Below are 23776 nucleotides of genomic sequence, written 5' to 3'. Positions count from 1 at the left end.
TGTTTTACCGTGGTCAACGTGGCCGATAGTACCAACGTTAACGTGCGGTTTCGTACGTTCAAATTTTTCTTTAGACACGATCGTGTTCCTTCCTAGTTATGATTCGTCGTGATCATTATTGATCGACGACGCGCCAGAAATTGTTATTTTATGCGCCAACGCCCGTTAGCGCAATATTTGGACGCCCTGATCTCGCAAAAAGTCGTAAACTTTTTGCAGTTCAATCGTCAATTAGTAACCACGCTCTGCAATAATTTTATCTGCGAAGTTTTTCGGCACTTCAGCGTACTCGTGAAACTCCATAGAGTAAGACGCACGGCCTTGAGTTGCAGAACGTAGATCAGTTGCGTAACCGAACATTTCGGATAGTGGTACTTGAGCACGGATGATCTTAAGACCAGCCACACCTTCGTCCATGCCTTCAATGATACCGCGACGACGGTTTAGGTCACCAACAACGTCACCCATCCAGTCTTCCGGAGTGGTTACTTCGACATTCATCATAGGTTCTAGAATCACAGGTTGTGCTTCTAGTGCACCTTTCTTGAATGCCATCGAGCCAGCGATCTTAAACGCCATCTCGCTTGAGTCTACATCGTGGTAAGAACCATCAAATAGTGTAGCTTTAATATCTAGTACAGGGTAACCCGCTAGAACACCACTATTCATTTGCTCTTCGATACCTTTCGATACCGAACTGATGTATTCCTTAGGAATCACACCGCCCACGATTTCGTCTACGAATACGAAACCTTCACCAGGCTCAGAAGGCTCAAGTTTGACCCAAACATGACCGTATTGACCACGACCACCTGATTGACGAACAAACTTACCTTCAACTTCCGCTTTACCACGAATGGTTTCACGGTAAGCAACCTGAGGTTTACCAACGTTACAATCAACGCTGAATTCACGCTTCATACGATCAACGATAATGTCTAGGTGAAGTTCACCCATACCTGAGATCAGAGTCTGACCTGATTCGTCGTCCGTTTCCACGCGGAATGATGGATCTTCCGCTGCTAGTTTACCTAGCGCGATAGCCATTTTCTCTTGGTCTGCCTTAGAACGAGGCTCTACAGCAATCTGAATAACTGGTTCAGGGAACTCCATGCGTTCTAGAATCACTTTGTGGTTCTGATCACACAGTGTGTCACCTGTTGTTACATCTTTCAGACCGATAGCAGCTGCAATATCACCAGCGCGAACTTCTTTCACTTCTTCACGCTTATTCGCATGCATCTGAACGATACGACCGAAACGCTCTTTCTTCTCTTTTACTGAGTTGTAAACAGCGTCACCCGAGTTTACAACACCGGAGTAAACACGCATGAAAGTTAACGTGCCCACGAATGGGTCAGTCGCAATCTTAAACGCTAGCGCAGAGAAAGGTTCGTTGTCGTCAGCATGACGCTCAACTTCATTTTCTCTTTCGTCGACACCTTTAATTGCAGGTACGTCAACTGGCGATGGCAAGAACTCAACTACTGCATCCAGTACCGCTTGAACACCTTTGTTCTTAAACGCACTACCACAAGTAGCCAGTACGATTTCGTTATTTAGTGTGCGAGTACGTAAAGCTTGTTTGAGCTCAGCTTCAGTCAATTCACCTTCTTCAAGGTACTTGTCCATCAGCTCTTCGCTAGCTTCAGCAGCGGATTCAACCATGTGGTTGCGCCACTCTTCAGCAAGTTCAATCATGTCAGCTGGGATGTCTTCGTAAGTAAACGAAGTGCCTTGATCGGCATCATTCCAGTTGATCATTTTCATCTTGATAAGGTCGATGACACCTCTGAACTCATCTTCCGCACCAACGTTCAGCTGGATTGGAACAGGAGTCGCACCAAGACGATTCTTAATTTGGTTCACAACGCGTAGGAAGTCTGCGCCCGCACGGTCCATCTTGTTTACAAATACCAAACGTGGAACGTGGTATTTGTCTGCTTGACGCCATACAGTTTCAGACTGAGGTTCAACACCAGATGAGCCACAGAACACAACCACAGCACCATCAAGTACACGAAGAGAACGCTCTACTTCGATAGTAAAGTCAACGTGTCCAGGGGTATCAATGATGTTTACGCGATGCTCAGGGAACTGTGCTTCCATACCACGCCAGAATGTAGTAGTCGCAGCGGATGTGATAGTGATACCACGCTCCTGCTCCTGCTCCATCCAGTCCATGGTTGCTGCACCATCGTGAACTTCGCCGATTTTGTGAGAAAGGCCAGTGTAGAACAGAATACGCTCAGTTGTGGTTGTTTTTCCTGCATCTACGTGAGCACAGATACCGATATTACGGTATAGCTCAATAGGAGTTTTACGAGCCACGATTGTATCCTCTTACTAAGGTGTACCTTAGAGTATAGAAAAGTGCTGCGAGAGAACCTCGCAGCACAGAAGGTATTACCAACGGTAATGAGCGAACGCTTTGTTTGCGTCAGCCATGCGGTGAACGTCTTCACGTTTCTTAACCGCAGTACCTTTGTTCTCAGACGCGTCTAGCATTTCAGCAGCTAGGCGTTGAGCCATAGATTTTTCACCACGCTTGCGCGCAGCTTCAACCAACCAACGCATAGCAAGTGCGTTACGGCGAACCGGACGTACTTCTACAGGTACTTGGTAAGTTGAACCACCAACACGGCGAGATTTAACCTCTACCGCTGGGCGAACGTTTTCAAGAGCTTCTTCAAAAATAGCTAAGTGGTCTTTACCAGACTTTTCAGCCATAGCATCTAGTGCAGTGTAAACGATTTTCTCTGCAGTAGATTTTTTACCGTCAACCATTAGGATGTTAACGAATTTTGCCAGCAATTCAGATTTGAATTTTGGATCTGGAAGGATCTTACGCTGACCAATGACGCGACGACGTGGCATGGATTTATCTCCGTTGTCTTCTTCAGGTTTTATCCAAAACTTTTCAGTTTTTTCAAAAAATTAAAAATAATTTAGTGTTTGGCCTTACTTAACGGAATCCATTAAGACTTAGGACGCTTCACACCGTACTTAGAACGACCTTGTTTACGGTCATTTACGCCAGCACAGTCTAGTGCGCCGCGAACAGTGTGGTAACGCACACCTGGAAGGTCTTTAACACGACCACCACGGATTAGAACAACTGAGTGCTCTTGAAGGTTGTGACCTTCACCGCCGATGTACGATGTAACTTCGAAGCCGTTTGTCAGACGTACACGACAAACTTTACGAAGTGCTGAGTTAGGTTTTTTAGGTGTAGTAGTGTAAACACGAGTACATACACCACGTTTTTGTGGGCACGCTTCTAGTGCAGGCACGTTGCTTTTAACAACTTGCTTTGCACGTGGCTTACGTACCAACTGGTTAATAGTTGCCATTAACTAGCTCCTGATTTACTTGAAAGTAAGCTTTGTGAAAAATCTATCCCCAACTGCCAATGCAGTTAGGGACGCAAAATTCTATGCAGCAGTGAGAGGTGTGTCAAGAAATATACGGATCTTTTTTGTTCAATTAGAACAATTCATCCGTAAAGCTTTGTCGACAGCAAATCTTGTTCAATCCCAAGTTAGGGATTTATCCTGTTTTGCTGTTAGTTCAACGAAGCCTGAGTAATTCACAATCGTCAGCGATGGACTGATACGATTTGCAATACCGCGAGCTTGCGCATCGCTCTCTAACACAAATACGCTGCGGTTTTTTAGATGGGAAAATGCTTTATGTTGCGAGTTAGCAGCGTACACTGCATCTTCTATAAGTAAGATGTTATCCTGTTCACTGCATAAGGGCATGGCGTCTTCTAGAGCAGAGACTGTTTTTATGATGTGTAACATAACTTCCTCAAAAAGACAGTAGCTTGCCAGCGTGTTGTAACTTATCTTTGAGCTGTTCTGAGCTTAACGCTTGGGCTTCAATGACTAAATCCGCTTGCGCCAAACCTCGCTGGGTTAACGACTCTGAACACACAAAGACTTGTTCGATGTCGTATAAATCGAAAAGCTTTAACATCGGCGCGTAATCTTTACTCAAAATATTGTTGGGGTCTTGCCCGAGTAGAAGCTGGTATACCCCGTCACCCATGAAAATGACGCTGATATCTTCACAGTAAGCCGACGCGGCTAACAGTGCATCCACACCTTCACGACCAGCTGCACAGCCATGTGGCGCACTACGAAATAGATAAGTTAACTGACTCAAAACTGTACCACTCTGTCTTGGGTTAACATCGCTTCAGCTAGGCTACCTAAGCCTGCTTGTTCAAAACCATCGGCTAGATTGTTCTGAACCAAACCATGTTGATTCGCTTCTTCTTCACTTACAATCCCGCGACGCAAAGCGGCCGCGACACAAGTTTCTAGGCGAACACCATGCTCTTTAGCCAAAGACTGCCACGCCTTATTGAGATCAAATTCATCGTTGGCTGGCACACTCAAAGCAGTACCATTAGTCACACCATCTTGATAAAAGAAGACGCTCACTAGCTGATGGCCTTGCTCTATCACCGCTTTGGCGAACTGATAAGCACTGCGCGCTGACTGGCTGCCATAAACGGGACCATTCACCACTAACGTGTAAGTCAGTTTACTCACCTTTCATCATCCTCGGTTTTACGTTGACGAATGTACAAGTAAACGGTGTGTTTTGAAATATTAAGGCGATCCGCGACACGGTTGATGGCATCTTTAATATCGAAGATACCTTTGTCGTACAACTCCATCACGATCTGGCGATTTTTGGTGTTGTTAGACACGGATTTATCCGCATTGATCTCTTCGATGGTGCGTTCAACAGTTTGGTCCACCAGCTCTTCTACGTCACTAGCAAAGTTGACCGAGGAAGCCGCTTCTTTCGCTTCTTGCGTCGGCATGAAAGACTGAAGAACTTGCGAGAAAGGCGCATCCAAGTTGACGTTGATACACAACAAACCAATCACGCGATTTTCGCCATTACGAATGGCGACAGTAATCGACTTCATCAACACGCCACCTTTTGCACGGGTAAAGTACGAACGTGAGAAGTTGCGCTCCGAGCCTTCGATGTCTTTTAGCATCTTAAGCGCTAAATCAGTGATTGGTGAGCCGACTTGGCGCCCCGTGTTTTCACCGTTAGCGATTTTAATTGCAGAGGTATTTAAGTCTTCTAGAGAGTGAAGAACGATTTCACAAAATGGACCTATCAGGCTGGCGATACCATCCACGACCGCCTCATAAGATCTTAAAATGATTTTGTCGTGCTCGGTAAACGGCATCACGTTAACGGATTCCATTTCGAGCAACATCTCCGCGTTTATTGTTTCTGTAGTTGTCATAAGCCTTCGAGCGAAAAATCAACAAATTGGTGTAAGTTTATCAGAAAATTTGAAAAGCAACCTAGCAAACTCACCAACTAGTGACCTAGAACAAAAAAGGCCCGTTAAACGGACCTTTTTCAATAACTTATCGCAGCTTATTGTTATTGCTCTGCGTTGTCGTTCTCAACTTTTAGCAGCTCAACTTCAAATACTAGCGTTGAGTTAGCAGGAATGCTTGGTGTGTCTTGGTCACCGTATGCTAGCTCTGGCGGGATAACGAATTTGAATTTAGAACCCACAGGCATTAGCTGAACACCCTCTGTCCAACCTGGGATTACACGGTTAAGTGGGAACGTTGCAGGTTCACCACGATCGTATGAGCTGTCGAACTGAGTACCGTCGATCAGAGTACCTTTGTAGTGTACTTGAACCGTATCAGTGTCTTTTGGCTTCTCACCTTCAGCTGGTGTCATTACTTGGTATAGAAGACCTGTATCTGTCTTCACTACGCCTTCTTGCTTCTCAAACTCAGCTCGGAAATCATCGCCAGCTTTTTTCGCTTCAGCTGCTTTCTCAGCCGCTTGTGCTTGCATCTTTTCTGCAACACGCTTGTCTAGAGATTCTAGTGCTGCACGTGTTTCTTCTTCATTCAATTCAGCATTGCCTTTGAAGACGTCTTCGATACCTTTTAGTACCAAATCTTTGTTAAGATTAATGCCGATTTCGCTTGGCTTGTCGATGCTTGTGCTTAGGTAGTTAGCAAATGAAACACCGATTGCGTATGCCGCTTTGTCGTCGTCGGTTTTAAAGTGAACCGCTTTACCGGTTTCTGCTTGAACTTGTTCTGCTTGAGGTGCGGTTTCTGTTTTAGTTTCTTCTTTCTGACAACCTACCGCTAGCATAACTGTTGCAGCAAGTAGCGACACTTTTAAAACTGATTTCATTAAATTCTCCCAATAATGGCTCTGCCATTGGTTGTTGTGCACAAATCTTCTATGAGACTAGTGAAGACAATCGTTATACCAATATACTAGCTATATGTCTTAAGACACAAACCGGATTATTAGATGTGATGCAAAGAATTTTTCATTTATTCCTATATTTAATTGTCATCACCACGTTAAATGGTTGCTTTTTCGCCGAGCGTGAAGTGCAGCGTTGGCCGATAGAACCTCAAGGTGCGACGAGCTTCGCACTTAGCAGAGATGGACGGTTTGCTCTGCTCTATTCTCAACAACGTCATTTGATGTTGTGGGACCTAGAGCAAAATGAACAACTAGCCAACCTGGGTGAACTCGATGCCGATGCCAATGTGGTTTCCCATATCCGCATATCTGACAATGGTCGCTACGCAATTACAGCAAGCCAAATGAACTTCGCAGTTTGGGACCTAGGCTGGACGCAATCCGAAGGCCTTTGGTCTATCTCTGATGCGCTCATTCGCGACGTTGATATCACCAGTAATGGTGAACAAGTTCTGCTTGGGTTATCCAACGGTAAAGCAATTTATGTCAACTTAGTCACCGGGCGTCGCATGGAGTTCCTTGCGCATCGTGAAAAAGTCAATTCCGTGGCCATTTCTCCTAATGGTCGCTTCGCCCTAACCGGAGGTAATGACTATAAAGCGTATCTGTGGGATACCGAAACCGGACAAGTACTACGAACCTTCGAACATGAACAACGAATTGTTCGCGTGGCCCTGCAAAGAGATGGAAAATTAGCAATGACATCTGATGGCGGAAACCAAGCGATTGTTTGGAATTTAAAAACTGGACAAGAAGTCACACAGTTGAGCAGTTGGTCACGCCAATTAATTTTCTCTACCGCACGATTTTCTGACGACGGGACTCAACTAGTCACAGGAAGCCCTTCTGGCCGTGTGTCGATATGGGATACTCAAACCGGAAAACGAATGAGTGGATTTGAAGTGGAGCCCAAAAAAGACACTCGCCCTCCCCGTGCGGTCGTGTATGATGCAGCCTTTGATTCAAAACAACGCGTAATTACTGCTACTTCAGCAGGTATTGCCCAAGCTTGGCAGTTAGAGAACGGATCATGACAGAAAAAATCATTCAGCAATTGGAAGCACGCATTAATGACTTAGAATGTCAGCTTGCGTTCCAAGAACAGACTATTGAAGATCTGAACGGAGCTTTATCGCAGCAACAACTGCAAATTACCAAGATGCTCGATCAGATGAAATATGTGGTAGGTAAAGTAAAAAATATGGACTCGTCGAATTTAGCCGATCCGTCAGAAGAAACCCCACCACCGCATTATTAAAATGCAGGCTCAAATAGCATAAAGCCCAGAACATGTTCTGGGCTTTGTTGTATTAATTACTTAAGAAGGTACTCAAGAGGAAGCTATTCGTCGGCGTAGATTTTAACGCTCAGCTCGCCTTGCGTATTAATGCCTGCTCGGTACATGCCAGAACTGTTCATCGCAAAGTGCATCTCACCTTTAGCATCAATGGCAATCAAACCGCCCTCTCCGCCCATCTGTTTGAGATCACCTTGGATAATGTGTTCACAAGCCGTATGAATATCTTCTTGTAAGTAACGCATACGTGCTGCAACGTCTTCCGCAACACGTTTACGAATAAAGAACTCGCCGACACCCGTAGTGGAAACTGCCACGACGCCATTTTCGGCCACCGTACCACAACCAATAAGAGCAGAATCTCCGACTCGGTTGTATTTCTTATTCGTCACGCCACCCGTACTGGTGGCAGCGGCTAAGTTGCCTTGTTGGTCCAATGCCACCGCACCAACCGTACCGTGCTTACGGTCATCTGGGTAACGAGATTCCGACAAAGCAAACAGTCCTTTCTCACGCATAGACAGTAACTGCTCATAACGGCGATCAGTAAAGAAGTAATCTTGCTCGGTATACTCATGACCTTGCTCAAAAGCAAACTTCTCTGCGCCCTCACCCACCAACAACACATGATTGCTGTTTCGCATCACGTCACGAGCGAGCTCAATTGGGTTTCTGATATGACGAACCCCAGCGACCGCACCTGCTGCAAGGTTTCGCCCATCCATCACAGAAGCGTCCATTTCTACCATTTCGTTGTTGGTCAGCACTGAGCCTTTACCCGCATTAAAGTTAGGAGAGTCTTCCAATACTTTCACTGCCGCTACGACGGCATCTAAGGCTTCACCGCCCGTTTCTAGAATTTGATCTCCCGCTTTTACCGCAGCTTCTAAATCCGCCAAGATGGATTGTTGCAGCTCATCGCTCATCTGTTCACGCAAGATGGTGCCTGCACCGCCATGAATGGCAATCGAGAAAGGTTTCGTCATCGCTTTGTCCAACTGTTATTCCTTGTATGGTTGGCACTACACCTTAGATAAACAAAAAGCGCAAGTTGAAAACTCAACTTGCGCTTTTCAAAGCTTTGCTAGATAAGATTATCTAGTGAAGGCGCTTATGATTAGTGAGAACCACAGCTACCGCCGCCACAGCAGCCGCCTTCTTCTTCGTGATCGTGGTCATGATCGTGACCACCACAACAGCCACCACCTTGATGGATGTGACCGTGTTCGATCTCTTCTGCTGTTGCTTCACGTGTAGACATAACTTCTACTTCGAAAGTTAGTGTTTGACCAGCTAACATATGGTTACCGTCAACAACCACTTCGTTGCCGTCAACTTCTGTTACTTCAACAGGGATTGGACCTTGGTCAGTGTCAGCTAGGAAGCGCATGCCCACTTCGATTTGCTCAACGCCTTGGAACACGTCCGCAGGAACGCGCTGTACTAGCGCATCGTTGTGCTCACCGTAAGCTTCTTCAGGAGCTACCGTTACTGAGAACTTGTCGCCAGCCACTTTACCTTCAAGTTCTTTTTCAAGACCTGTGATTAGGTTGTTGTGACCGTGAAGGTAATCTAGAGGTGCTTCTGCTGTTGATTGATCAACAACGACACCGTCTTCCATCATTACTTTGTATGCAAGGCTTGCAACAACGTTCTTTTCAATTTTCATACTAACTCCAGGGAGATTAATTGACTTAACCTGAATGGGGTTAAGTACTGAGATATCTGGGTGTATTATGGGGATCAATTATCGAAGTTCAATTACTCCGGCTTAAAAATTCCGATCATTTCCTGATCTGAGTGTTTATTTTTCTCTACAGATTGTGGTTTACGCTGCTCTGTAAACTCACACTCGACACACTCAACTAACTCGATGTTATTTTCAATCCACCAGCGCAGGGTATCTTGCTGGCTGCAATTTGGGCAGCTAGCGCCGGCAATAAAACGTTTCTTGATTTTCACGCTATTTCCTTAGCTTGAGTCTTGGCTCAAGTACTACTTCCAATGATTAGGTGACTGATGGTCGCTCTCCATTTCACGACCAAATATTTCTTCTAGCTCTTTGCGTGCCTCTTTCGCCCTTTGAGCTAATTTCTTATCTTCATTGTGTTGAGGCAATAAGTCCTTAAGCATAGCATTATCCAACTTGCGAAAATGTGCTTCTGCCCGCTTTGCTTGATAAGGATGCATACCCAGTTCTACGAGCGCTTGGCGACCGAGATCTAGCGCCCCTAAAAATGTTTCACGAGAGTAATTCTCTACACCATGACTCATTAACTGGTAAGCCTCGACACGGCTTCTTGCTCGGGCTAACAACTTAAGTTTCGGGAAGTGCACGCGACAAATGTCCACGATAGCCATCACCTCATCAGGTGAATCAGTACAAATAATCAATGCTTCCGCTTTATCAGCGCCAGCAGCCCTCAATAGGTCAATTTGTGTAGCATCGCCATAAAACACTTTGTAACCATACTTACGTAATAGGTGGATTTGGCTGGCATCACTTTCTAATACTGTCACTTTGATTTTATTGGCATACATTAAACGTCCGACGATCTGACCGAAACGTCCAAAGCCTGCAATGATAACGCGTGGTCGGCGATCCACGACTTTCGTGGTCATGCCCTCTTCTTCTTGATTCAGGGTATGAGCAAACCACTTCTTTTGTCCCATCAGCAAAAGAGGAGTCGTCACCATGGATAGACTGACCACCACCAACAGAAACGCCACTTGCTCTTTGGACAAAATGCCCTCTTGGCTCGCCGCGGTAAATATAACAAAGGCAAACTCACCGCCTTGGCTCAAAATTGCAGCCATACGGCTTCTCGCTTTGGCTCCGACACGGGCAGCTCTCGCCAATGCATACAAAACCAAACCCTTAACCACGACCAAAGCCACCACCGCACCGAGAATCTCTAAAGGATGTAATGCCAATAACCCCAAGTTTACCGCCATGCCCACCGCAATAAAGAATAACCCCAACAACAGACCTTTAAATGGCTCGATAGCGATTTCCAACTCATGGCGATACTCACTCTCTGCCAGCAAAACGCCTGCTAAAAAAGTCCCCAATGCCATCGAAAGGCCGAGCTTTTGCATCACGACCGAAATGCCAAGCACGACTAAAAGTGCAGCAACGGTAAAGAGTTCACGAACGCCGCTCATCACGACAAAACGAAATAGCGGACGTAGTAAAAAGTGACCACCAATCAACAGTGCTACCACACTGCCTAAAATAGTGAAGACATCCAACCAACTTCCACCACTATGCCCGCCTGCTAGCAAGGGCAACATCGCCAGCATCGGGATCACTGCAATATCTTGAAAGAGCAGCACCGCAAAACCAGATTGCCCCGTTTCGGTACCATTAAGCCCTTGCTCTTCAATGACTTTAAGCGCAATCGCCGTCGAGGACAGCGCCAACCCCATCCCGATCACTAAACTCACTTGCATGCTTACGCCAAACATACTGACGACACTACCAATCACGGCGGTCGTGACCACAACCTGCGCACCGCCTAAACCTAAAATCGGCCCTCGCATCTGCCACAATTTTTTAGGGTTTAATTCCAGCCCTATCAAAAACAGTAACAACACAACCCCAAGCTCGGCAAAATGCAAAATGGCATCAACGTCGCTAATTAAGCCAAGCCCCCATGGGCCAATCAACACACCAGCGAGTAAATAACCTAAAACCGAGCCAAGCCCAAGGCGCTGAGCAATCGGCACCGCAATAACCGCAGCCGAAAGAAAGACCACACTGCTTTGAAGAAACTCACTGGTGATCGCCATACTGACCTCCTCGATCTGCCGCTTGCCAGTTTTCAAGTGGGTTACTCAGCCATCCACGGTATAACTCGGCATGTTCGTAGCGTTCAATATCTGAAACATTTCTTGACCAATACAACACCAGTGGTTCAATCCAGTGCATCTGGCATAGGGCTGCCGTCAGTTCAAACGGTTGCAAGATTTGCTCAAGTGGGTATTTGTTGTACCCCTTCGCGCTGAAGGCTTCTTCTTTACCACCTGTTGTAATGACACTGCGCCAGTATTTTCCTTCTAGCGCCGCACCTCCGCCAAACGCAAAGCCTTTACCTAACACTCGGTCTAGCCACTCTTTTAATAGGGCTGGACATGAATACATATAAAGTGGGTGGTGAAATACGATCACATCGTGAGCGAGCAACAACTCATGTTCATAATTCACATCAATAAAGAAATCGGGGTAAACACCGTAAAGATCGTGCACAGTGACGTGATCAAGCGACTGAGCTTTTTTTATCATCACTTGATTGGCAATCGAGTTATGTGGCTCTGGATGAGCATAAATGACCAGAACTTTTGGGAGAATAGACGGTGCAACAGCCAAATGGTCGTCCTTGTGGTTATTTTTATCCGTTATCAAATTGTTATACTTTTTTGTACAGCATAATGCAATTAAAGCGAATCAATCGACTTTTCCGGTCAATACCCCTACTATTCACCGCTAGATATATACCCAAGTGGCTTTAAAAACGATTGAAACCACTTCGCTATGTAACCAAGCAACGCGCACTGCGCAAAGTGAATGAAAACTTTATGATTACCTTCTCTGATATTCAGTTACTGCGTGGCGGTAAACCTCTTTTAGACCAAGCTTCTGCGACTATTCACCCTGGCGATAAAGTCGGTCTTGTGGGCAAAAACGGCTGCGGTAAATCAACGCTGTTTGCCCTACTGAAAGATGAACTGTCAATTGATGCAGGCTCATTTAGCCAACCTCAACATTGGGAGTTGGCCTGGGTCGCACAGGAAACGCCTGCGCTAGAGCGCACTGCACTGGAATACGTCATTGATGGTGATCGCGAATACCGCGCTCTCGAAAAGCAGTTAGCTGAAGCAGAAACACAAGACAACGGAACCCTAGTTGCCGAGATACACGGTAAAATTGAAACCATTGGTGGTTACAGCATTCGCGCTCGCGCGGCAGAACTGCTCGATGGTTTAGGGTTCAGCCAAGAGCAAATGAGTTGGAGTTTGACCCAATTCTCGGGTGGTTGGCGTATGCGTCTTAACTTGGCTCAAGCGCTATTGTGCCGTTCTGACTTATTGCTACTCGATGAGCCAACCAACCACTTGGATTTGGACGCGGTAATGTGGTTAGAGCGTTGGCTACAAAACTACCCTGGCACGCTGATTCTGATCTCGCACGACCGAGACTTCCTTGATCCAATCGTTGGTCGCATCATTCACATCGAGAATCAGCAGCTGAACGAATACACGGGTAACTACTCGTCATTCGAAAACCAACGCGCACAAAAGATGGTGTTACAACAAGCGATGTTTGAAAAGCAACAGAAGCAGATGTCGCACATGCAAAGCTACATCGACCGCTTCCGTTACAAAGCATCAAAAGCACGCCAAGCCCAAAGCCGTATCAAAGCTTTGGAGCGCATGGAAAAAGTACTGCCAGCTCAATTCGATAACCCATTTAGCTTCCAATTCCGTGAGCCAGCTGCGCTGCCAAACCCAATCATGATGATGGATGAAGTAGCTGCAGGTTACGGTGACAACCTCATCTTAGAGAAGATCCGCTTGAACTTGGTTCCTGGCAGTCGTATTGGTTTACTCGGCCGTAATGGTGCGGGTAAATCGACCTTAATCAAGCTGCTCTCTGGTGAACTTAACGCGCAAGGTGGTGACCTAACTTACTCACAAGGCGTGAAAATTGGTTACTTCGCTCAGCACCAGTTAGAAACGCTTCATCCTGAAGAAACGCCGCTGCAACACATGATGCAAATCGCACCCGATCAAACCGAACAGCAGCTACGTGATTACCTAGGTAGCTTTGGCTTCCAAGGTGACAAAGCACTAGAAAAAGTTGCGCCGTTTTCTGGTGGCGAAAAAGCCCGTTTGGTATTGGCTTTAATTGTGTGGCAAAAGCCAAACCTGTTGCTACTTGATGAACCGACCAACCACTTAGACTTGGACATGCGCCAAGCATTGACGATGGCACTGCAAACATTCGAAGGTGCGATGGTGATTGTTTCGCACGACCGCTATTTACTGCGCGCTACGACCGATGACTTGTATTTAGTGCATGATAGACAAGTTGCTCCGTTCGACGGTGACTTAAATGACTATTACAAATGGTTAACCGAACAACAAAGAGCGGAACGCAAAGAAGCGCAGGCTGCGCAGCCAAGCAAAGATACGGCCAACAGCGCAGCTGCGAAGAAAGAGCAAAAACGTCGCGATGCAGAGTTTCGAAAACAGACAGCGCCAATTCGCAAAACGCTGACACAACTAGAAAATAAAATGGATAAGTTAGGTGCTGCACTGGCCGAAGCTGAAGAACAATTGGCGGACAACTCACTGTATGCGGCCGAAAATAAAGCTAAACTTAACCAAGTGCTGGCACTTCAAGCTTCCAGTAAAGCTGAGCTCGAAGAAATTGAAATGGAATGGATGTCTGCTCAAGAAACGTTGGAGCAGATGGAGCTAGAGTTTAATCAATGAGTAATCAACACGCTGAATACACACTCACCCTAGAACACCTTTGGCAGTTTAGTCTGCAATTTTATGGTGTGCGAGAAGTGAAAGAGGCGTGTTTATCATTACAGAACAATTATCACGGTAACGTGAACCTACTCCTGCTGCTCAGATGGCTCGATGAGCAGCAACTCATTTTCCAAGAAAAAGACTGGCCCTTGGTGCAAGACTGTCTAGGTAGGAGCGAAACTTTACTTCACTCCTTTCGCGACCTTCGTCGCCACCTTAAGTCTCAAGTCAATGACGCTTTGTATCGTGAGACCTTGCAGTTTGAGCTGCAACTAGAAAAGCAGCAACAAGCGGATTTGGTGGACTGCATTAACTCACTTGCACTACTCAAAAATGATGGTGACCCACTGACGTTGAGATACTGTCGTCAACTCGGTGGGGAGCATTTGCAGCAAGCCTTTGCTATTCCGGTGCCAAACATTCAACCACCAAAACGCCCATAAATCTGTAGAATACCTATAATCTTTATAAAGGATTATATTAATAAGTTCTTCAACGGACACCGAAGGACCGCATAAGAGCAGTTAGGTATGACACAATTTTTCGCAGCCGCCGGGATCAAAAACCCGCATCTCCAAACGCTTTTGCCGCGTTTTATTCGCAAAAAAGCGTTATTTACGCCGATTTGGCAAACCCTCGATACATCCGATGGCGACTTTCTCGATCTCGCGTGGAGCGAGGACCCAACCCAAGAGCAGCCTGCACAAAAAAAGCCGATTTTTGTTTTATTTCATGGGTTAGAGGGGTGCTTCTATAGCCCTTATGCCAATGGGCTAATGAATGCATTTGCTCAATCTGGATGGCTGTCGGTGATGATGCATTTTCGTGGCTGCAGCGGTAAACCAAACAAAAAAGCACGAGCTTATCACTCGGGAGAAGTGACGGATGCTCGTTACTTCCTAGAGCACCTTGAACAACGTTTTCCTGATAATCCCAAAGTTGCAGTTGGTATTTCTCTTGGCGGTAACATGTTGGCGAATTATTTAGCCCAATATAAAGACCACCCTATTTTGAATGCAGCGACTATTATCTCAGCGCCTTTAGACCTAGCGGCGTGTGCGAACCGTATAGAACAAGGCTTTTCAAAAGTGTATCGCCGTTACCTGCTTTCTTCACTGAAACGTAACGCGTTACAAAAGCATCATCTACTGCATGGTGAGCTTGCGCTGTCCTACAACTCAATAAAACGTGTCACACGGCTGTATGAATTCGATGATTTGATCACGGCACCACTGCACGGTTTTAAAGACGCACAAGATTATTACGATCAATGTTCTGGCTTAAGTAAATTACAACAGATCACGCTACCGACACTGATCATTCACGCCAAAGACGATCCATTCATGACCGACGATGTGATCCCGAAATTTGTTCTGCCAGATAACATTGATTACCGTCTCTTTGAACACGGTGGCCATGTTGGTTTCCTGACAGGAACGGCGTTAAAACCTAAGTTTTGGTTGGAGGAAGCGCTGCCCGCGTATTACGAAAGTATCGCCGCAGATTACCTTTCTGCTGTATCCAAGCAACGAACGCAGTAAACTAGCCGCTCATCATAAAAGTTAGAGGTATTTATGATCATTCCATGGCAAGACATTGCGCCGGAAACATTGGAAAACTTAATTCGTGAATTCGTCTTACGCGAAGGAACGGATTACGGAACCGTCGAGGTTTCTTTGCAAGACAAAATTGATCAAGTTAAAGCTCAATTGGAAAAAGGTGAAGCGGTTATCGTGTTCTCTGAGCTACACGAAACCGTCGATATTCAGCATAAAACAAAATTTTAGACCCTTCACATTTTACCGTATCCCACTCGATGACAAGGTATTGTTACGTGCTATAGTGGGATATCGACCGTGCAGTAGTAACTCTACTGCACATTACAGGTAAGTAATTTTCGACAAGGTTTGTCATGTCAGCTAAACACCCAATTATTGCGGTTACTGGTTCGTCCGGTGCCGGCACGACCACTACATCTGAAGCCTTCCGTAAAATGTTCAATATGATGAACGTTAAACCCGCATGGGTTGAAGGCGATAGCTTCCATCGCTTTACTCGCCCAGAAATGGACATCGAAATTCGCAAAGCCCGCGAGCAAGGTCGACACATTAGCTACTTTGGCCCACAAGCTAATGACTTCCCGGGATTAGAAGAGTTTTTCCGTAAGTTCGGGCATGACGGCACTGGCAGCGTGCGCCGTTATCTGCACACGTTTGACGAAGCGGTTCCCTACAATCAAATGCCAGGCACGTTTACACCGTGGCAAGACTTACCCGAAAACAGCGACGTGCTGTTTTATGAAGGGTTACATGGTGGCGTGGTCGATGGCGATGTTAATGTTGCTCAACATGTGGATTTCTTAATCGGCATGGTGCCGATTGTGAACTTAGAGTGGATACAAAAATTCGTACGTGACACTCGCGATCGCGGCCATTCGCGTGAAGCGGTAATGGACTCAATCGTGCGATCCATGGACGATTACCTCAACTATATCACTCCGCAGTTTTCTCGTACTCACATCAACTTCCAGCGCGTACCGACCGTTGATACTTCCAACCCACTTAATGCAAAAGGCATCCCTAGTTTGGATGAGAGTTTTGTGGTGATTCGCCTACGCGGTATCAAGAATGTCGACTTCCCATATCTGCTGGCCATGATTGATGGCTCATTCATGTCACGCCACAACACGATTGTCGTACCCGGCGGTAAGATGAGCTTTGCAATGGAGCTCATAGTTCGGCCTATCCTACAACAGCTCATCGAAACAGGGAAAATTGGCTAAAAACCTGCCTGCGAAGATGTTTACTTTTCATACCGTGATCATGTGCACAGTTTTGCTTACAAAATCTCAATCATGGCACGATTAAAATCAAGAAATCGTTTTCGAAAAAGGATACTATTTCTTACCGAAACACAAGAGAGCTTGCAGCATATAAAAAGTGCTCTTATTCTAGTAGGCCTAATTCAGGCTTAGCTAAAATATGGATAGCGCAAGCGTACCCTGCAGAGGAAGTGAGATATTATGGTTCTAGGTAAACCTCAAACCGACCCAACATTAGAGTGGTTTCTTTCACACTGTCATATTCATAAGTACCCTTCAAAGAGCACGCTAATTCACGCGGGCGAAAAGGCAGAAACTTTGTACTACATCGTTAAAGGTTCTGTTGCGGTTCTTATCAAAGACGAAGAAGGTAAGGAGATGATCCTTTCTTACCTAAACCAAGGAGACTTTATTGGTGAACTTGGTCTATTCGAGGAAGACCAAGAGCGCACAGCTTGGGTTCGTGCTAAATCTCCTTGTGAAGTTGCTGAAATTTCTTTCAAGAAGTTCCGTCAGCTTATCCAAGTAAACCCAGACATCCTAATGCGTCTTTCTGCGCAGATGGCTCGTCGTCTTCAAGTAACTAGCCAAAAAGTGGGTGACCTGGCGTTCCTAGACGTAACTGGTCGTATCGCTCAGACGCTTCTGAACCTTGCAAAACAACCAGACGCAATGACTCACCCAGACGGCATGCAAATCAAGATCACTCGTCAAGAAATCGGTCAAATTGTTGGCTGTTCTCGTGAGACAGTAGGTCGTATCTTGAAGATGCTAGAAGAGCAGAACCTAATCTCTGCTCACGGTAAAACCATCGTGGTTTACGGTACTCGTTAATCTCGAACTAGAGTGACACGAACAAAATTATAAAAGCCACCAATGGCAACATTGGTGGCTTTTTATTTACTCATGACCAAATGAGATAGGGTGCAGCGAACACTAATGAGTAAGCTTAACAGGTTAACCCTAAAACTTAGCCATTCGTACTTTCAAAGATTTTGTCAGCTGAAGCGGCCACGAAACCTGGGTACAAATCACCATTTTCCATCGGATAGCGCTTAGCAAATTCATAAAACCCGCCAGGGATAATTTCAGTGCCTTCGCTAAAACGAACCGCTACTTTATCTGCCATGGTCGATGACTGCTCTAGCAACACCTCAGGAGTGCCCTTCACTTCACCACCATTTTCATTAATGGTAAACCCAGCGGTACGCAGATGATCGTTTACCTGCTTCACTTCTTCATATTCATTGAGCTGGTTAACGCTCACCGTGAAGTGGTTTGCTCCGTAACCATGCGCCGCAAGCCAAGATGCGTACTCACTTTCTTTAGCCAACGTTTGGTAATCAGCAAAGCTTAAATCCCACAAGCGTCCACCATGTAAGAATGCGCTATCGTTCAGCTTGTCAGCATCGACTTGTGCCACCAAATTTTTCACAATCTCTTGTAGCTCAGACGAGCACTCTTCAACTTTTAGCTCACTAATAAATACTTTAGGTTGCTTCGGATCTGGGTGCTCATAGTGCTTAGCAACCAGCTTTTTGCTTTCGAAAACGTAATCACCACACGCCTTGTAACCAATAGCTACAAATGGCTTAGCTAGAGTTTCAATACCAAGAGGCGCGATATTGAAGGTACGTAAAGCTATATGATCATTAATCAGAGGCTCATCTTCTTGAAGCAGCTGATGCACTTTAGCAGCCGAAGGGCAAAGACGTTGAATGTAATCTTGCCATAGCGATTCAAATAACACATCGGGCGTCATAACGACTCCTTGTTACGAGATGTAGAGTTTAAAGGTAAGCGGAAGTTGGCTGCTCGTTCACAACAAAAGTTGTCCAGAATAATGAACGAGCAACCATCAACCTGTGACGGTAAATGCCAGTCAGTCAACACGCTTTTCCGAGTCTTTGCTCACTTTTCGTGTTCTGCCAACGATCACTACAACCCATACCTAAATGATGCGCCGGCAAGGTGAGCCGCAATGCATAGTTGCGACTCTATTATTAAAACTTATAGCGCTACACCTGGACTCAATGTTGCAGGCAAGACAGTCTCTTGACCTTCCATTGATGCCATTGGGTACGCACAGTAATCTGCTGCGTAGTAAGCGCTTGGGCGCAAGTTACCCGACGCCCCCGGACCACCAAATGGCGCATCACCGCTTGCACCAGTGAGCTGGCGGTTACGGTTCACGATACCTGCACGAATGTGGTCAACGAAGTATTCCCATTCTTGGTCGTCGGTTGAGACCAAACCAGCAGATAAGCCAAAGCGCGTATCGTTTGCTAGCGCCACGGCTTTGTCTAACCCTTCGTAACGCACCACTTGCAGAAGTGGGCCGAAGTATTCTTCATCTGGTAACTCAGCAATGTTCGTTACATCAATGATGCCAGGAGAAACAAACGCCGCCTCTCCTGCTTTCGCTTCAATCAAGCTTTCACCGCCAAGAGACTGTAGATTAGCTTGTGCATCAAGAATAAACTTGGCTGCCGCGACCGAAATTTGCGGTCCCATAAATGGCGCAGGTTCTGCAAATGGTTGGTCTACGCGAATATTGCGTGTCGCTTCAACGAGCTTGGTGATAAGCGCATCGCCTTTTTCACCCAATGGCACATACAAACGACGAGCACACGTACAACGCTGCCCAGCACTGATAAACGCTGACTGGATGATGGTATAAACCGTGGCATCCAAATCACCATATTTATCAGAGATCACCATCGGGTTATTACCACCCATTTCTAGTGCGAGCATCTTGCCCGGTTGACCCGCAAATTGACGGTGTAATACATGCCCCGTATTTGCGCTACCCGTAAACAGTACGCCATCGATGCCTTTTGCGTCAGCGAGCGCGATACCAGTTTCTTTCGCGCCTTGAACAAGGTTAATCACGCCTTTCGGTAGACCGGCTTCTTCCCATAGCTTCATTGCCAATTCACCCGTCCATGGCGTTTGCTCAGACGGTTTGAAGACTACCGTGTTACCAGCCAGTAGCGCAGGCACAATGTGACCATTTGGTAGGTGGCCTGGGAAGTTGTAAGGACCAAACACCGCCATCACGCCCAATGGGCGGTGGCGCAATACGATTTGGTTGCCTGCTGCTTCACGGCTCGCCTCACCAGTGCGGTCATGATAAGCGCGAATCGAAATGGCAATTTTACCTGCCATGGCTGCAGCTTCAGTGCGCGTTTCCCAAATTGGCTTACCAGTTTCTTTGGCAATGACTTCGGCGATTTTTTCGCTGTTCTCTTTTACTTTCTCCGCAAAAGCCAACACGATTGCCTCACGCTCTGAAAATGGGCGCTTTTTCCAGTCAATAAACGCTTCACGCGCTGCAGATACCGCCTGGTTCACCTGCTCTGCCGTTGCACCTTTGCCTTGCCAGATCACTTCTTGGTTGTACGGCGACAGAGACGTAAATGCTTCACCCTGACCTTGTACCCATTCACCTGCAATCCAATGTGTCATTGTTTCTATCCTTAAATTCTGTCGTCTGTTACTGCGGAAGAAGGCGAACGAAATCCCCTTCTTCAACCGAAAGTGCATCCGCAACGTCTGGTGCAATCATCACGCTTTGTGTTTCTGCGTCATACGCCGCTTTAGTGACTGTCGCACGGAAGTTCTCGAAAGATGAATTACACATCAAGAAGTCTTGTGTGCTGGAATGTTCAGAGGTTTTGACTTGCGCACGGAATGAATGACGTACCGACTCAATATTACGCAGATCACACTCAACCGTTGGACCACCGTCGAAGATGTCGACGTAGCCTCGGTTGGTAAAACCTTCACGCTCAAGCAGCTTCAGCGCTGGACGCGTGTTGTCATGTACTTGACCAATCACGGCTTGCGCTTCTGGGCTGAGCAGATTGATGTAAATAGGCAGTTTCGGCATCAAGTCGGCGATAAAGCCTTTCTTGCCGATACCTGTTAGGTAATCTGCAAGCGTGAAATCGATAGAGAAGAAATGCTCTTGGAGCCATTGCCAGAATGGTGAATTACCCTCGTCGTCTGAAACGCCACGCATCTCCGCAAAGATCGTTTCAGAGAAACGCTCTGGGTGCTCTGCCATCATTAGGAAACGACACTTCGACATTAGACGACCATTCAGACCTTGGCGGAATTTCTCACGCAAGAACAAGGTACAAATTTCGCTGTTACCCGTGTAGTTATTACCAAAAGTAAGCAGTTTAACGACGTTGTTAACGCCAAGCTTTGGCGACGAGTGCACAACTTTACTAATGTGATATGAGTAAAATGGGACATCCCAGCCGATAGATGCTTCGATTCCGGTGGTACCCGCAACCTCACCCGTTTCAGAGTCAAAGCCAACCATCAGGTAGCCTTCATCGCCTGGTTCTGCCACATCTGGCTTACCAAAGCTGTACTCTGAATGTTTGATTCGATTGGTTAACAGTTCTTCGTTAACCGGTAGAGATGTAAATCCGTGACCAGACTCCACCGCACAAGTGTGCAGTGCGTCGTAATCCGACATCGCGATAGGGCGAACTACTAGCATCAATACTCCCTCCAGATGCAAGAAGATCCTAACTATATTGTAGGAACAATTCCCCCATCAGAGATCCTTGACGGGGGTGTCTGCGTTGACGTTTAAACTGATATCGCGCTTAAACTAAAGTCGCGATCGCTTTATCCAGTTTCGCCAAGCCTTCTTCAATTTCTTGTTGTGTGATAACGAGTGATGGTGTGAAACGTACGACATTGGCACCCGCAACCAATACCATGAGACCTTGTTTACCTGCAGCAACTAGCACGTCACGCGCACGGCCTTGCCATTCTTCATTTAGTGCAGCGCCAAGTAATAGGCCTTGACCGCGCACTTCTGAGAAGATGTTGTACTTCGCGTTGATCTTCTCTAGACCTTCACGGAACATTGCTTCGCGTTCTAGTACACCAGCCAACACCTCTGGCTTAGTAACTTCATTTACAACCGCTTCTGCAACCGCACACGCTAGTGGGTTACCGCCATATGTAGAACCGTGAGTGCCCACTTTCATGTGCTCTGCCAATTTTGCTGTCGTTAGCATTGCACCGATTGGGAAACCGCCACCAAGTGATTTCGCAGTACTTAGAATATCTGGCGTGATACCTAAACCTTGGTAAGCGTAGAAGTTACCTGTACGGCCATTACCAGTTTGCACTTCATCGAAGATCAGTAAGGCGTTGTGTTTGTCACACAGCTCGCGAACCGCTTGAGCGAACTCAGGCGTTGGTGGCACGATGCCGCCTTCACCTTGTAGTGGCTCCATCATGACCGCACAAGTACGATCAGACATGTGCGCTTGTAAAGCTTCGATATCGTTGTAAGGAAGGTGTGTCACGTCGCCTGGCTTAGGACCGAAGCCGTCAGAGTATGCCGCTTGGCCACCAACCGTTACGGTAAAGAATGTACGACCGTGGAAACCTTGTTTGAATGCAATGATTTCAGATTTCTCAGTGCCATGAACGTCTGCTGCATAACGACGTGCCAGCTTCAAAGCGGCTTCGTTTGCTTCTGCGCCAGAGTTAGCAAAGAACACACGCTCAGCAAAACTCACTTCTGTTAGCTTTTTCGCCAGACGAAGGGCTGGTTCGTTCGTCATAACGTTACTTAAGTGCCAAAGCTTGTTAGCTTGCTCTGTTAGTGCGTTTACCATTACTGGATGACAATGGCCAAGACAGCTCACTGCAATACCACCAGCAAAGTCGATGTATTCATTACCTTCCTGATCCCAAACACGTGAACCTTCACCTTTAACAGGGATCATTTCCATCGGGTTATAGCAAGGTACCATTACCTCATCGAATAAACCGCGCTCTACTTTAATTTCCGTTGTCATTGCACATTCCTTCTTGATACCGCATGCGTAGCAGATAAGCGAATTTAACCGGCTCTCTTTGCCAGCAAATAATGTTTTGCATTTAAGCTATTGCGGCATTGTATTTACATTTAATTAACCATTTCAATAGTGATTTATTCTTTTCGTTCTCGAAAGCAACTTCCATTAATCACTGCTTATGACTATTTATGCATCAAGAAAGTAAAATAGAGAAGTGATTTTTTATAAATGTTATGTAATACAGGGGATAGAAGGTTTAAAAAGACATGAATAGACAAAGAGACTCGAGAGAACCGCATAGTTTTGCAATCCGCTCACCTCAGCAAAAAGATGAATGATTTGTTAAGAAAAGTGATCGCGATCAGATCGCTTTGCGCGCTAAAAAGTTCGCAAGCAACTCGTGACCTTGCTCAGTTTTGATTGATTCTGGGTGGAACTGCACCGCATCAATTGGCAAGGTTTTATGTTGGTAACCCATTATTTCATCCATGCTTCCGTCAGGCAGTTCTGTCCATGCAGTCAGTTCAAACACGTCGGGTAAAGTACCGTTTTTCACCACAAGAGAGTGATAACGAGTTACCGTGAGTGGGTTATTCAGATTTTTAAACACACTACGACCGTTATGACGAATCGGTGAGGTCTTACCGTGCATCACTTGTCGTGCACGTACCACTTCGCCCCCAAACACTTGCGCTATCGCTTGATGGCCAAGGCAAACACCCAATATTGGAAGCTTACCAGCGAAGTGTTCTATCGCTTTCAGTGAAATACCTGCTTCGTTCGGCGTACATGGCCCTGGCGAGATCACCAAATGAGTTGGGTTGATCGCCTCAATGCCTTGGATATCGATTTCATCGTTACGCACCACCTTTACGTCTGCACCAAGCTCGCAGAAGTATTGGTAAAGGTTGTAGGTAAACGAATCATAATTATCGATAATTAACAGCATGGGACTACATCGTGGAAACCTGAAAGCGAGTATTGTGCCGCCTT

At 46.2% G+C, this 23776-nt stretch carries 26 protein-coding genes; 8 read left to right on the top strand and 18 right to left on the bottom strand.

What is annotated here, in order from left to right; translation table 11 throughout:
- Window positions 1-231 precede the first annotated feature (231 nt).
- From fusA to fkpA, 8 genes are all read right to left on the bottom strand, one after another.
- Window positions 232-2331: an elongation factor G gene (gene fusA, locus R7D93_RS22795; RefSeq protein WP_005382794.1), complete on the bottom strand. Its 2100-nt coding sequence runs from the start codon at window positions 2329-2331 to the stop codon at window positions 232-234.
- 75 nt (window positions 2332-2406) lie between these two features.
- Window positions 2407-2877, bottom strand: coding sequence for a 30S ribosomal protein S7 (rpsG, locus tag R7D93_RS22790; RefSeq protein ID WP_005382796.1), 471 nt, complete (start codon window positions 2875-2877; stop codon window positions 2407-2409).
- A 101-nt stretch (window positions 2878-2978) separates the two neighbouring features.
- A complete protein-coding gene (gene rpsL / locus R7D93_RS22785; protein ID WP_004399892.1) occupies window positions 2979-3353 on the bottom strand; it encodes a 30S ribosomal protein S12 in 375 nt (124 codons plus the stop codon).
- A 177-nt stretch (window positions 3354-3530) separates the two neighbouring features.
- A complete protein-coding gene (gene tusB, locus R7D93_RS22780; protein WP_115386340.1) occupies window positions 3531-3806 on the bottom strand; it encodes a sulfurtransferase complex subunit TusB in 276 nt (91 codons plus the stop codon).
- A 7-nt stretch (window positions 3807-3813) separates the two neighbouring features.
- Window positions 3814-4170 (bottom strand): sulfurtransferase complex subunit TusC, encoded by a 357-nt coding sequence (tusC, locus tag R7D93_RS22775; RefSeq protein ID WP_054702275.1) that lies wholly within the window; start codon window positions 4168-4170, stop codon window positions 3814-3816.
- Window positions 4167-4562: a sulfurtransferase complex subunit TusD gene (tusD, locus tag R7D93_RS22770; protein ID WP_017821752.1), complete on the bottom strand. Its 396-nt coding sequence runs from the start codon at window positions 4560-4562 to the stop codon at window positions 4167-4169. Before tusD ends, tusC begins: the two co-directional genes overlap by 4 nt.
- Entirely contained in the window at window positions 4559-5281 is a 723-nt protein-coding gene (locus R7D93_RS22765) for a transcriptional regulator (protein ID WP_005382804.1), read from the bottom strand. The genes tusD and R7D93_RS22765 overlap by 4 nt, the downstream gene beginning before the upstream one ends.
- Window positions 5282-5424: 143 nt before the next feature.
- Window positions 5425-6207: an FKBP-type peptidyl-prolyl cis-trans isomerase gene (gene fkpA, locus R7D93_RS22760; RefSeq protein ID WP_017821751.1), complete on the bottom strand. Its 783-nt coding sequence runs from the start codon at window positions 6205-6207 to the stop codon at window positions 5425-5427.
- Window positions 6208-6335: 128 nt separating this feature from the next.
- Here fkpA and R7D93_RS22755 point away from each other — a divergent pair, with 128 nt between their 5' ends.
- The gene (locus R7D93_RS22755) at window positions 6336-7322 is read left to right on the top strand and encodes a WD40 repeat domain-containing protein (RefSeq protein ID WP_017633742.1); all 987 of its coding nucleotides are present in this window, start codon (window positions 6336-6338) and stop codon (window positions 7320-7322) included.
- Complete coding sequence (locus R7D93_RS22750; protein WP_005381455.1) at window positions 7319-7546, top strand: SlyX family protein; 228 nt, start codon at window positions 7319-7321, stop codon at window positions 7544-7546. Before R7D93_RS22755 ends, R7D93_RS22750 begins: the two co-directional genes overlap by 4 nt.
- Before the next feature lie 83 nt (window positions 7547-7629).
- Here the strand turns inward: R7D93_RS22750 and R7D93_RS22745 are convergent, their stop codons facing one another.
- The 5 genes from R7D93_RS22745 to kefG form a co-directional block, all read right to left on the bottom strand.
- Window positions 7630-8571: an isoaspartyl peptidase/L-asparaginase family protein gene (locus R7D93_RS22745; RefSeq protein WP_115386342.1), complete on the bottom strand. Its 942-nt coding sequence runs from the start codon at window positions 8569-8571 to the stop codon at window positions 7630-7632.
- Between the two features lie 131 nt (window positions 8572-8702).
- Complete coding sequence (gene slyD / locus R7D93_RS22740) at window positions 8703-9254, bottom strand: peptidylprolyl isomerase (RefSeq protein ID WP_005381451.1); 552 nt, start codon at window positions 9252-9254, stop codon at window positions 8703-8705.
- Between the two features lie 92 nt (window positions 9255-9346).
- The gene (locus R7D93_RS22735; RefSeq protein ID WP_005381449.1) at window positions 9347-9547 is read right to left on the bottom strand and encodes a YheV family putative zinc ribbon protein; all 201 of its coding nucleotides are present in this window, start codon (window positions 9545-9547) and stop codon (window positions 9347-9349) included.
- Between the two features lie 33 nt (window positions 9548-9580).
- Complete coding sequence (gene kefB / locus R7D93_RS22730) at window positions 9581-11377, bottom strand: glutathione-regulated potassium-efflux system protein KefB (protein WP_017633740.1); 1797 nt, start codon at window positions 11375-11377, stop codon at window positions 9581-9583.
- Window positions 11361-11954, bottom strand: a complete 594-nt coding sequence (gene kefG, locus R7D93_RS22725; RefSeq protein ID WP_005381444.1) for a glutathione-regulated potassium-efflux system ancillary protein KefG — start codon at window positions 11952-11954, stop codon at window positions 11361-11363. The genes kefB and kefG overlap by 17 nt, the downstream gene beginning before the upstream one ends.
- Window positions 11955-12163: 209 nt before the next feature.
- Between kefG and R7D93_RS22720 the strand changes: the two genes are divergently transcribed.
- The 6 genes from R7D93_RS22720 (at window position 12164) to crp (ending at window position 17780) form a co-directional block, all read left to right on the top strand.
- The gene (locus R7D93_RS22720) at window positions 12164-14083 is read left to right on the top strand and encodes an ABC transporter ATP-binding protein (protein WP_225497157.1); all 1920 of its coding nucleotides are present in this window, start codon (window positions 12164-12166) and stop codon (window positions 14081-14083) included.
- Window positions 14080-14568 (top strand): TIGR02444 family protein, encoded by a 489-nt coding sequence (locus R7D93_RS22715; RefSeq protein WP_033907158.1) that lies wholly within the window; start codon window positions 14080-14082, stop codon window positions 14566-14568. The genes R7D93_RS22720 and R7D93_RS22715 overlap by 4 nt, the downstream gene beginning before the upstream one ends.
- Window positions 14569-14655: 87 nt before the next feature.
- Window positions 14656-15666: a hydrolase gene (locus R7D93_RS22710; protein WP_225497153.1), complete on the top strand. Its 1011-nt coding sequence runs from the start codon at window positions 14656-14658 to the stop codon at window positions 15664-15666.
- A 33-nt stretch (window positions 15667-15699) separates the two neighbouring features.
- Window positions 15700-15912, top strand: coding sequence for a YheU family protein (locus tag R7D93_RS22705; RefSeq protein WP_005382815.1), 213 nt, complete (start codon window positions 15700-15702; stop codon window positions 15910-15912).
- A 125-nt stretch (window positions 15913-16037) separates the two neighbouring features.
- Window positions 16038-16907, top strand: coding sequence for a phosphoribulokinase (locus tag R7D93_RS22700; protein ID WP_005381434.1), 870 nt, complete (start codon window positions 16038-16040; stop codon window positions 16905-16907).
- A 240-nt stretch (window positions 16908-17147) separates the two neighbouring features.
- Window positions 17148-17780 (top strand): cAMP-activated global transcriptional regulator CRP, encoded by a 633-nt coding sequence (gene crp / locus R7D93_RS22695; protein WP_005381432.1) that lies wholly within the window; start codon window positions 17148-17150, stop codon window positions 17778-17780.
- Window positions 17781-17916: 136 nt separating this feature from the next.
- On the opposite strand, the gene R7D93_RS22690 is transcribed toward crp, so the two are convergent.
- From R7D93_RS22690 to R7D93_RS22670, 5 genes are all read right to left on the bottom strand, one after another.
- A complete protein-coding gene (locus R7D93_RS22690; protein WP_005381426.1) occupies window positions 17917-18708 on the bottom strand; it encodes a DUF1338 domain-containing protein in 792 nt (263 codons plus the stop codon).
- Between the two features lie 248 nt (window positions 18709-18956).
- Window positions 18957-20414, bottom strand: a complete 1458-nt coding sequence (gene astD, locus R7D93_RS22685; RefSeq protein WP_005381424.1) for a succinylglutamate-semialdehyde dehydrogenase — start codon at window positions 20412-20414, stop codon at window positions 18957-18959.
- Window positions 20415-20442: 28 nt separating this feature from the next.
- Window positions 20443-21462 carry an arginine N-succinyltransferase gene (astA, locus tag R7D93_RS22680; RefSeq protein WP_213912456.1) on the bottom strand — a complete coding sequence of 340 codons (1020 nt, stop codon included), beginning with the start codon at window positions 21460-21462 and terminating at the stop codon, window positions 20443-20445.
- Window positions 21463-21571: 109 nt separating this feature from the next.
- Window positions 21572-22783 (bottom strand): aspartate aminotransferase family protein, encoded by a 1212-nt coding sequence (locus R7D93_RS22675; RefSeq protein WP_005381420.1) that lies wholly within the window; start codon window positions 22781-22783, stop codon window positions 21572-21574.
- Between the two features lie 361 nt (window positions 22784-23144).
- Complete coding sequence (locus tag R7D93_RS22670) at window positions 23145-23732, bottom strand: aminodeoxychorismate/anthranilate synthase component II (RefSeq protein WP_033907164.1); 588 nt, start codon at window positions 23730-23732, stop codon at window positions 23145-23147.
- Window positions 23733-23776 lie beyond the last annotated feature (44 nt).

The sequence above is a fragment of the Vibrio sp. YT-15 genome (assembly GCF_033337445.1).
In the GTDB taxonomy this organism is placed as follows: Bacteria; Pseudomonadota; Gammaproteobacteria; order Enterobacterales; family Vibrionaceae; genus Vibrio; species Vibrio alginolyticus.
Note: the sequence above shows the minus strand (reverse complement) of the source record. Positions and strands in the feature narration are given on the sequence as shown.

Bases quoted from the DNA above. Each gene is read 5' to 3' on its own strand.
- rpsG (WP_005382796.1), bottom strand. From the start codon at position 2,877: ATGCCACGTCGTCGCGTCATTGGTCAGCGTAAGATCCTTCCAGATCCA.
- rpsL (WP_004399892.1), bottom strand. From the start codon at position 3,353: ATGGCAACTATTAACCAGTTGGTACGTAAGCCACGTGCAAAGCAAGTT.
- tusB (WP_115386340.1), bottom strand. From the start codon at position 3,806: ATGTTACACATCATAAAAACAGTCTCTGCTCTAGAAGACGCCATGCCC.
- R7D93_RS22765 (WP_005382804.1), bottom strand. From the start codon at position 5,281: ATGACAACTACAGAAACAATAAACGCGGAGATGTTGCTCGAAATGGAA.
- fkpA (WP_017821751.1), bottom strand. From the start codon at position 6,207: ATGAAATCAGTTTTAAAAGTGTCGCTACTTGCTGCAACAGTTATGCTA.
- R7D93_RS22755 (WP_017633742.1), top strand. From the start codon at position 6,336: ATGCAAAGAATTTTTCATTTATTCCTATATTTAATTGTCATCACCACG.
- R7D93_RS22750 (WP_005381455.1), top strand. From the start codon at position 7,319: ATGACAGAAAAAATCATTCAGCAATTGGAAGCACGCATTAATGACTTA.
- R7D93_RS22745 (WP_115386342.1), bottom strand. From the start codon at position 8,571: ATGACGAAACCTTTCTCGATTGCCATTCATGGCGGTGCAGGCACCATC.
- slyD (WP_005381451.1), bottom strand. From the start codon at position 9,254: ATGAAAATTGAAAAGAACGTTGTTGCAAGCCTTGCATACAAAGTAATG.
- kefB (WP_017633740.1), bottom strand. From the start codon at position 11,377: ATGGCGATCACCAGTGAGTTTCTTCAAAGCAGTGTGGTCTTTCTTTCG.
- R7D93_RS22720 (WP_225497157.1), top strand. From the start codon at position 12,164: ATGATTACCTTCTCTGATATTCAGTTACTGCGTGGCGGTAAACCTCTT.
- R7D93_RS22715 (WP_033907158.1), top strand. From the start codon at position 14,080: ATGAGTAATCAACACGCTGAATACACACTCACCCTAGAACACCTTTGG.
- R7D93_RS22710 (WP_225497153.1), top strand. From the start codon at position 14,656: ATGACACAATTTTTCGCAGCCGCCGGGATCAAAAACCCGCATCTCCAA.
- R7D93_RS22705 (WP_005382815.1), top strand. From the start codon at position 15,700: ATGATCATTCCATGGCAAGACATTGCGCCGGAAACATTGGAAAACTTA.
- R7D93_RS22700 (WP_005381434.1), top strand. From the start codon at position 16,038: ATGTCAGCTAAACACCCAATTATTGCGGTTACTGGTTCGTCCGGTGCC.
- crp (WP_005381432.1), top strand. From the start codon at position 17,148: ATGGTTCTAGGTAAACCTCAAACCGACCCAACATTAGAGTGGTTTCTT.
- R7D93_RS22690 (WP_005381426.1), bottom strand. From the start codon at position 18,708: ATGACGCCCGATGTGTTATTTGAATCGCTATGGCAAGATTACATTCAA.
- astD (WP_005381424.1), bottom strand. From the start codon at position 20,414: ATGACACATTGGATTGCAGGTGAATGGGTACAAGGTCAGGGTGAAGCA.
- astA (WP_213912456.1), bottom strand. From the start codon at position 21,462: ATGCTAGTAGTTCGCCCTATCGCGATGTCGGATTACGACGCACTGCAC.
- R7D93_RS22675 (WP_005381420.1), bottom strand. From the start codon at position 22,783: ATGACAACGGAAATTAAAGTAGAGCGCGGTTTATTCGATGAGGTAATG.
- R7D93_RS22670 (WP_033907164.1), bottom strand. From the start codon at position 23,732: ATGCTGTTAATTATCGATAATTATGATTCGTTTACCTACAACCTTTAC.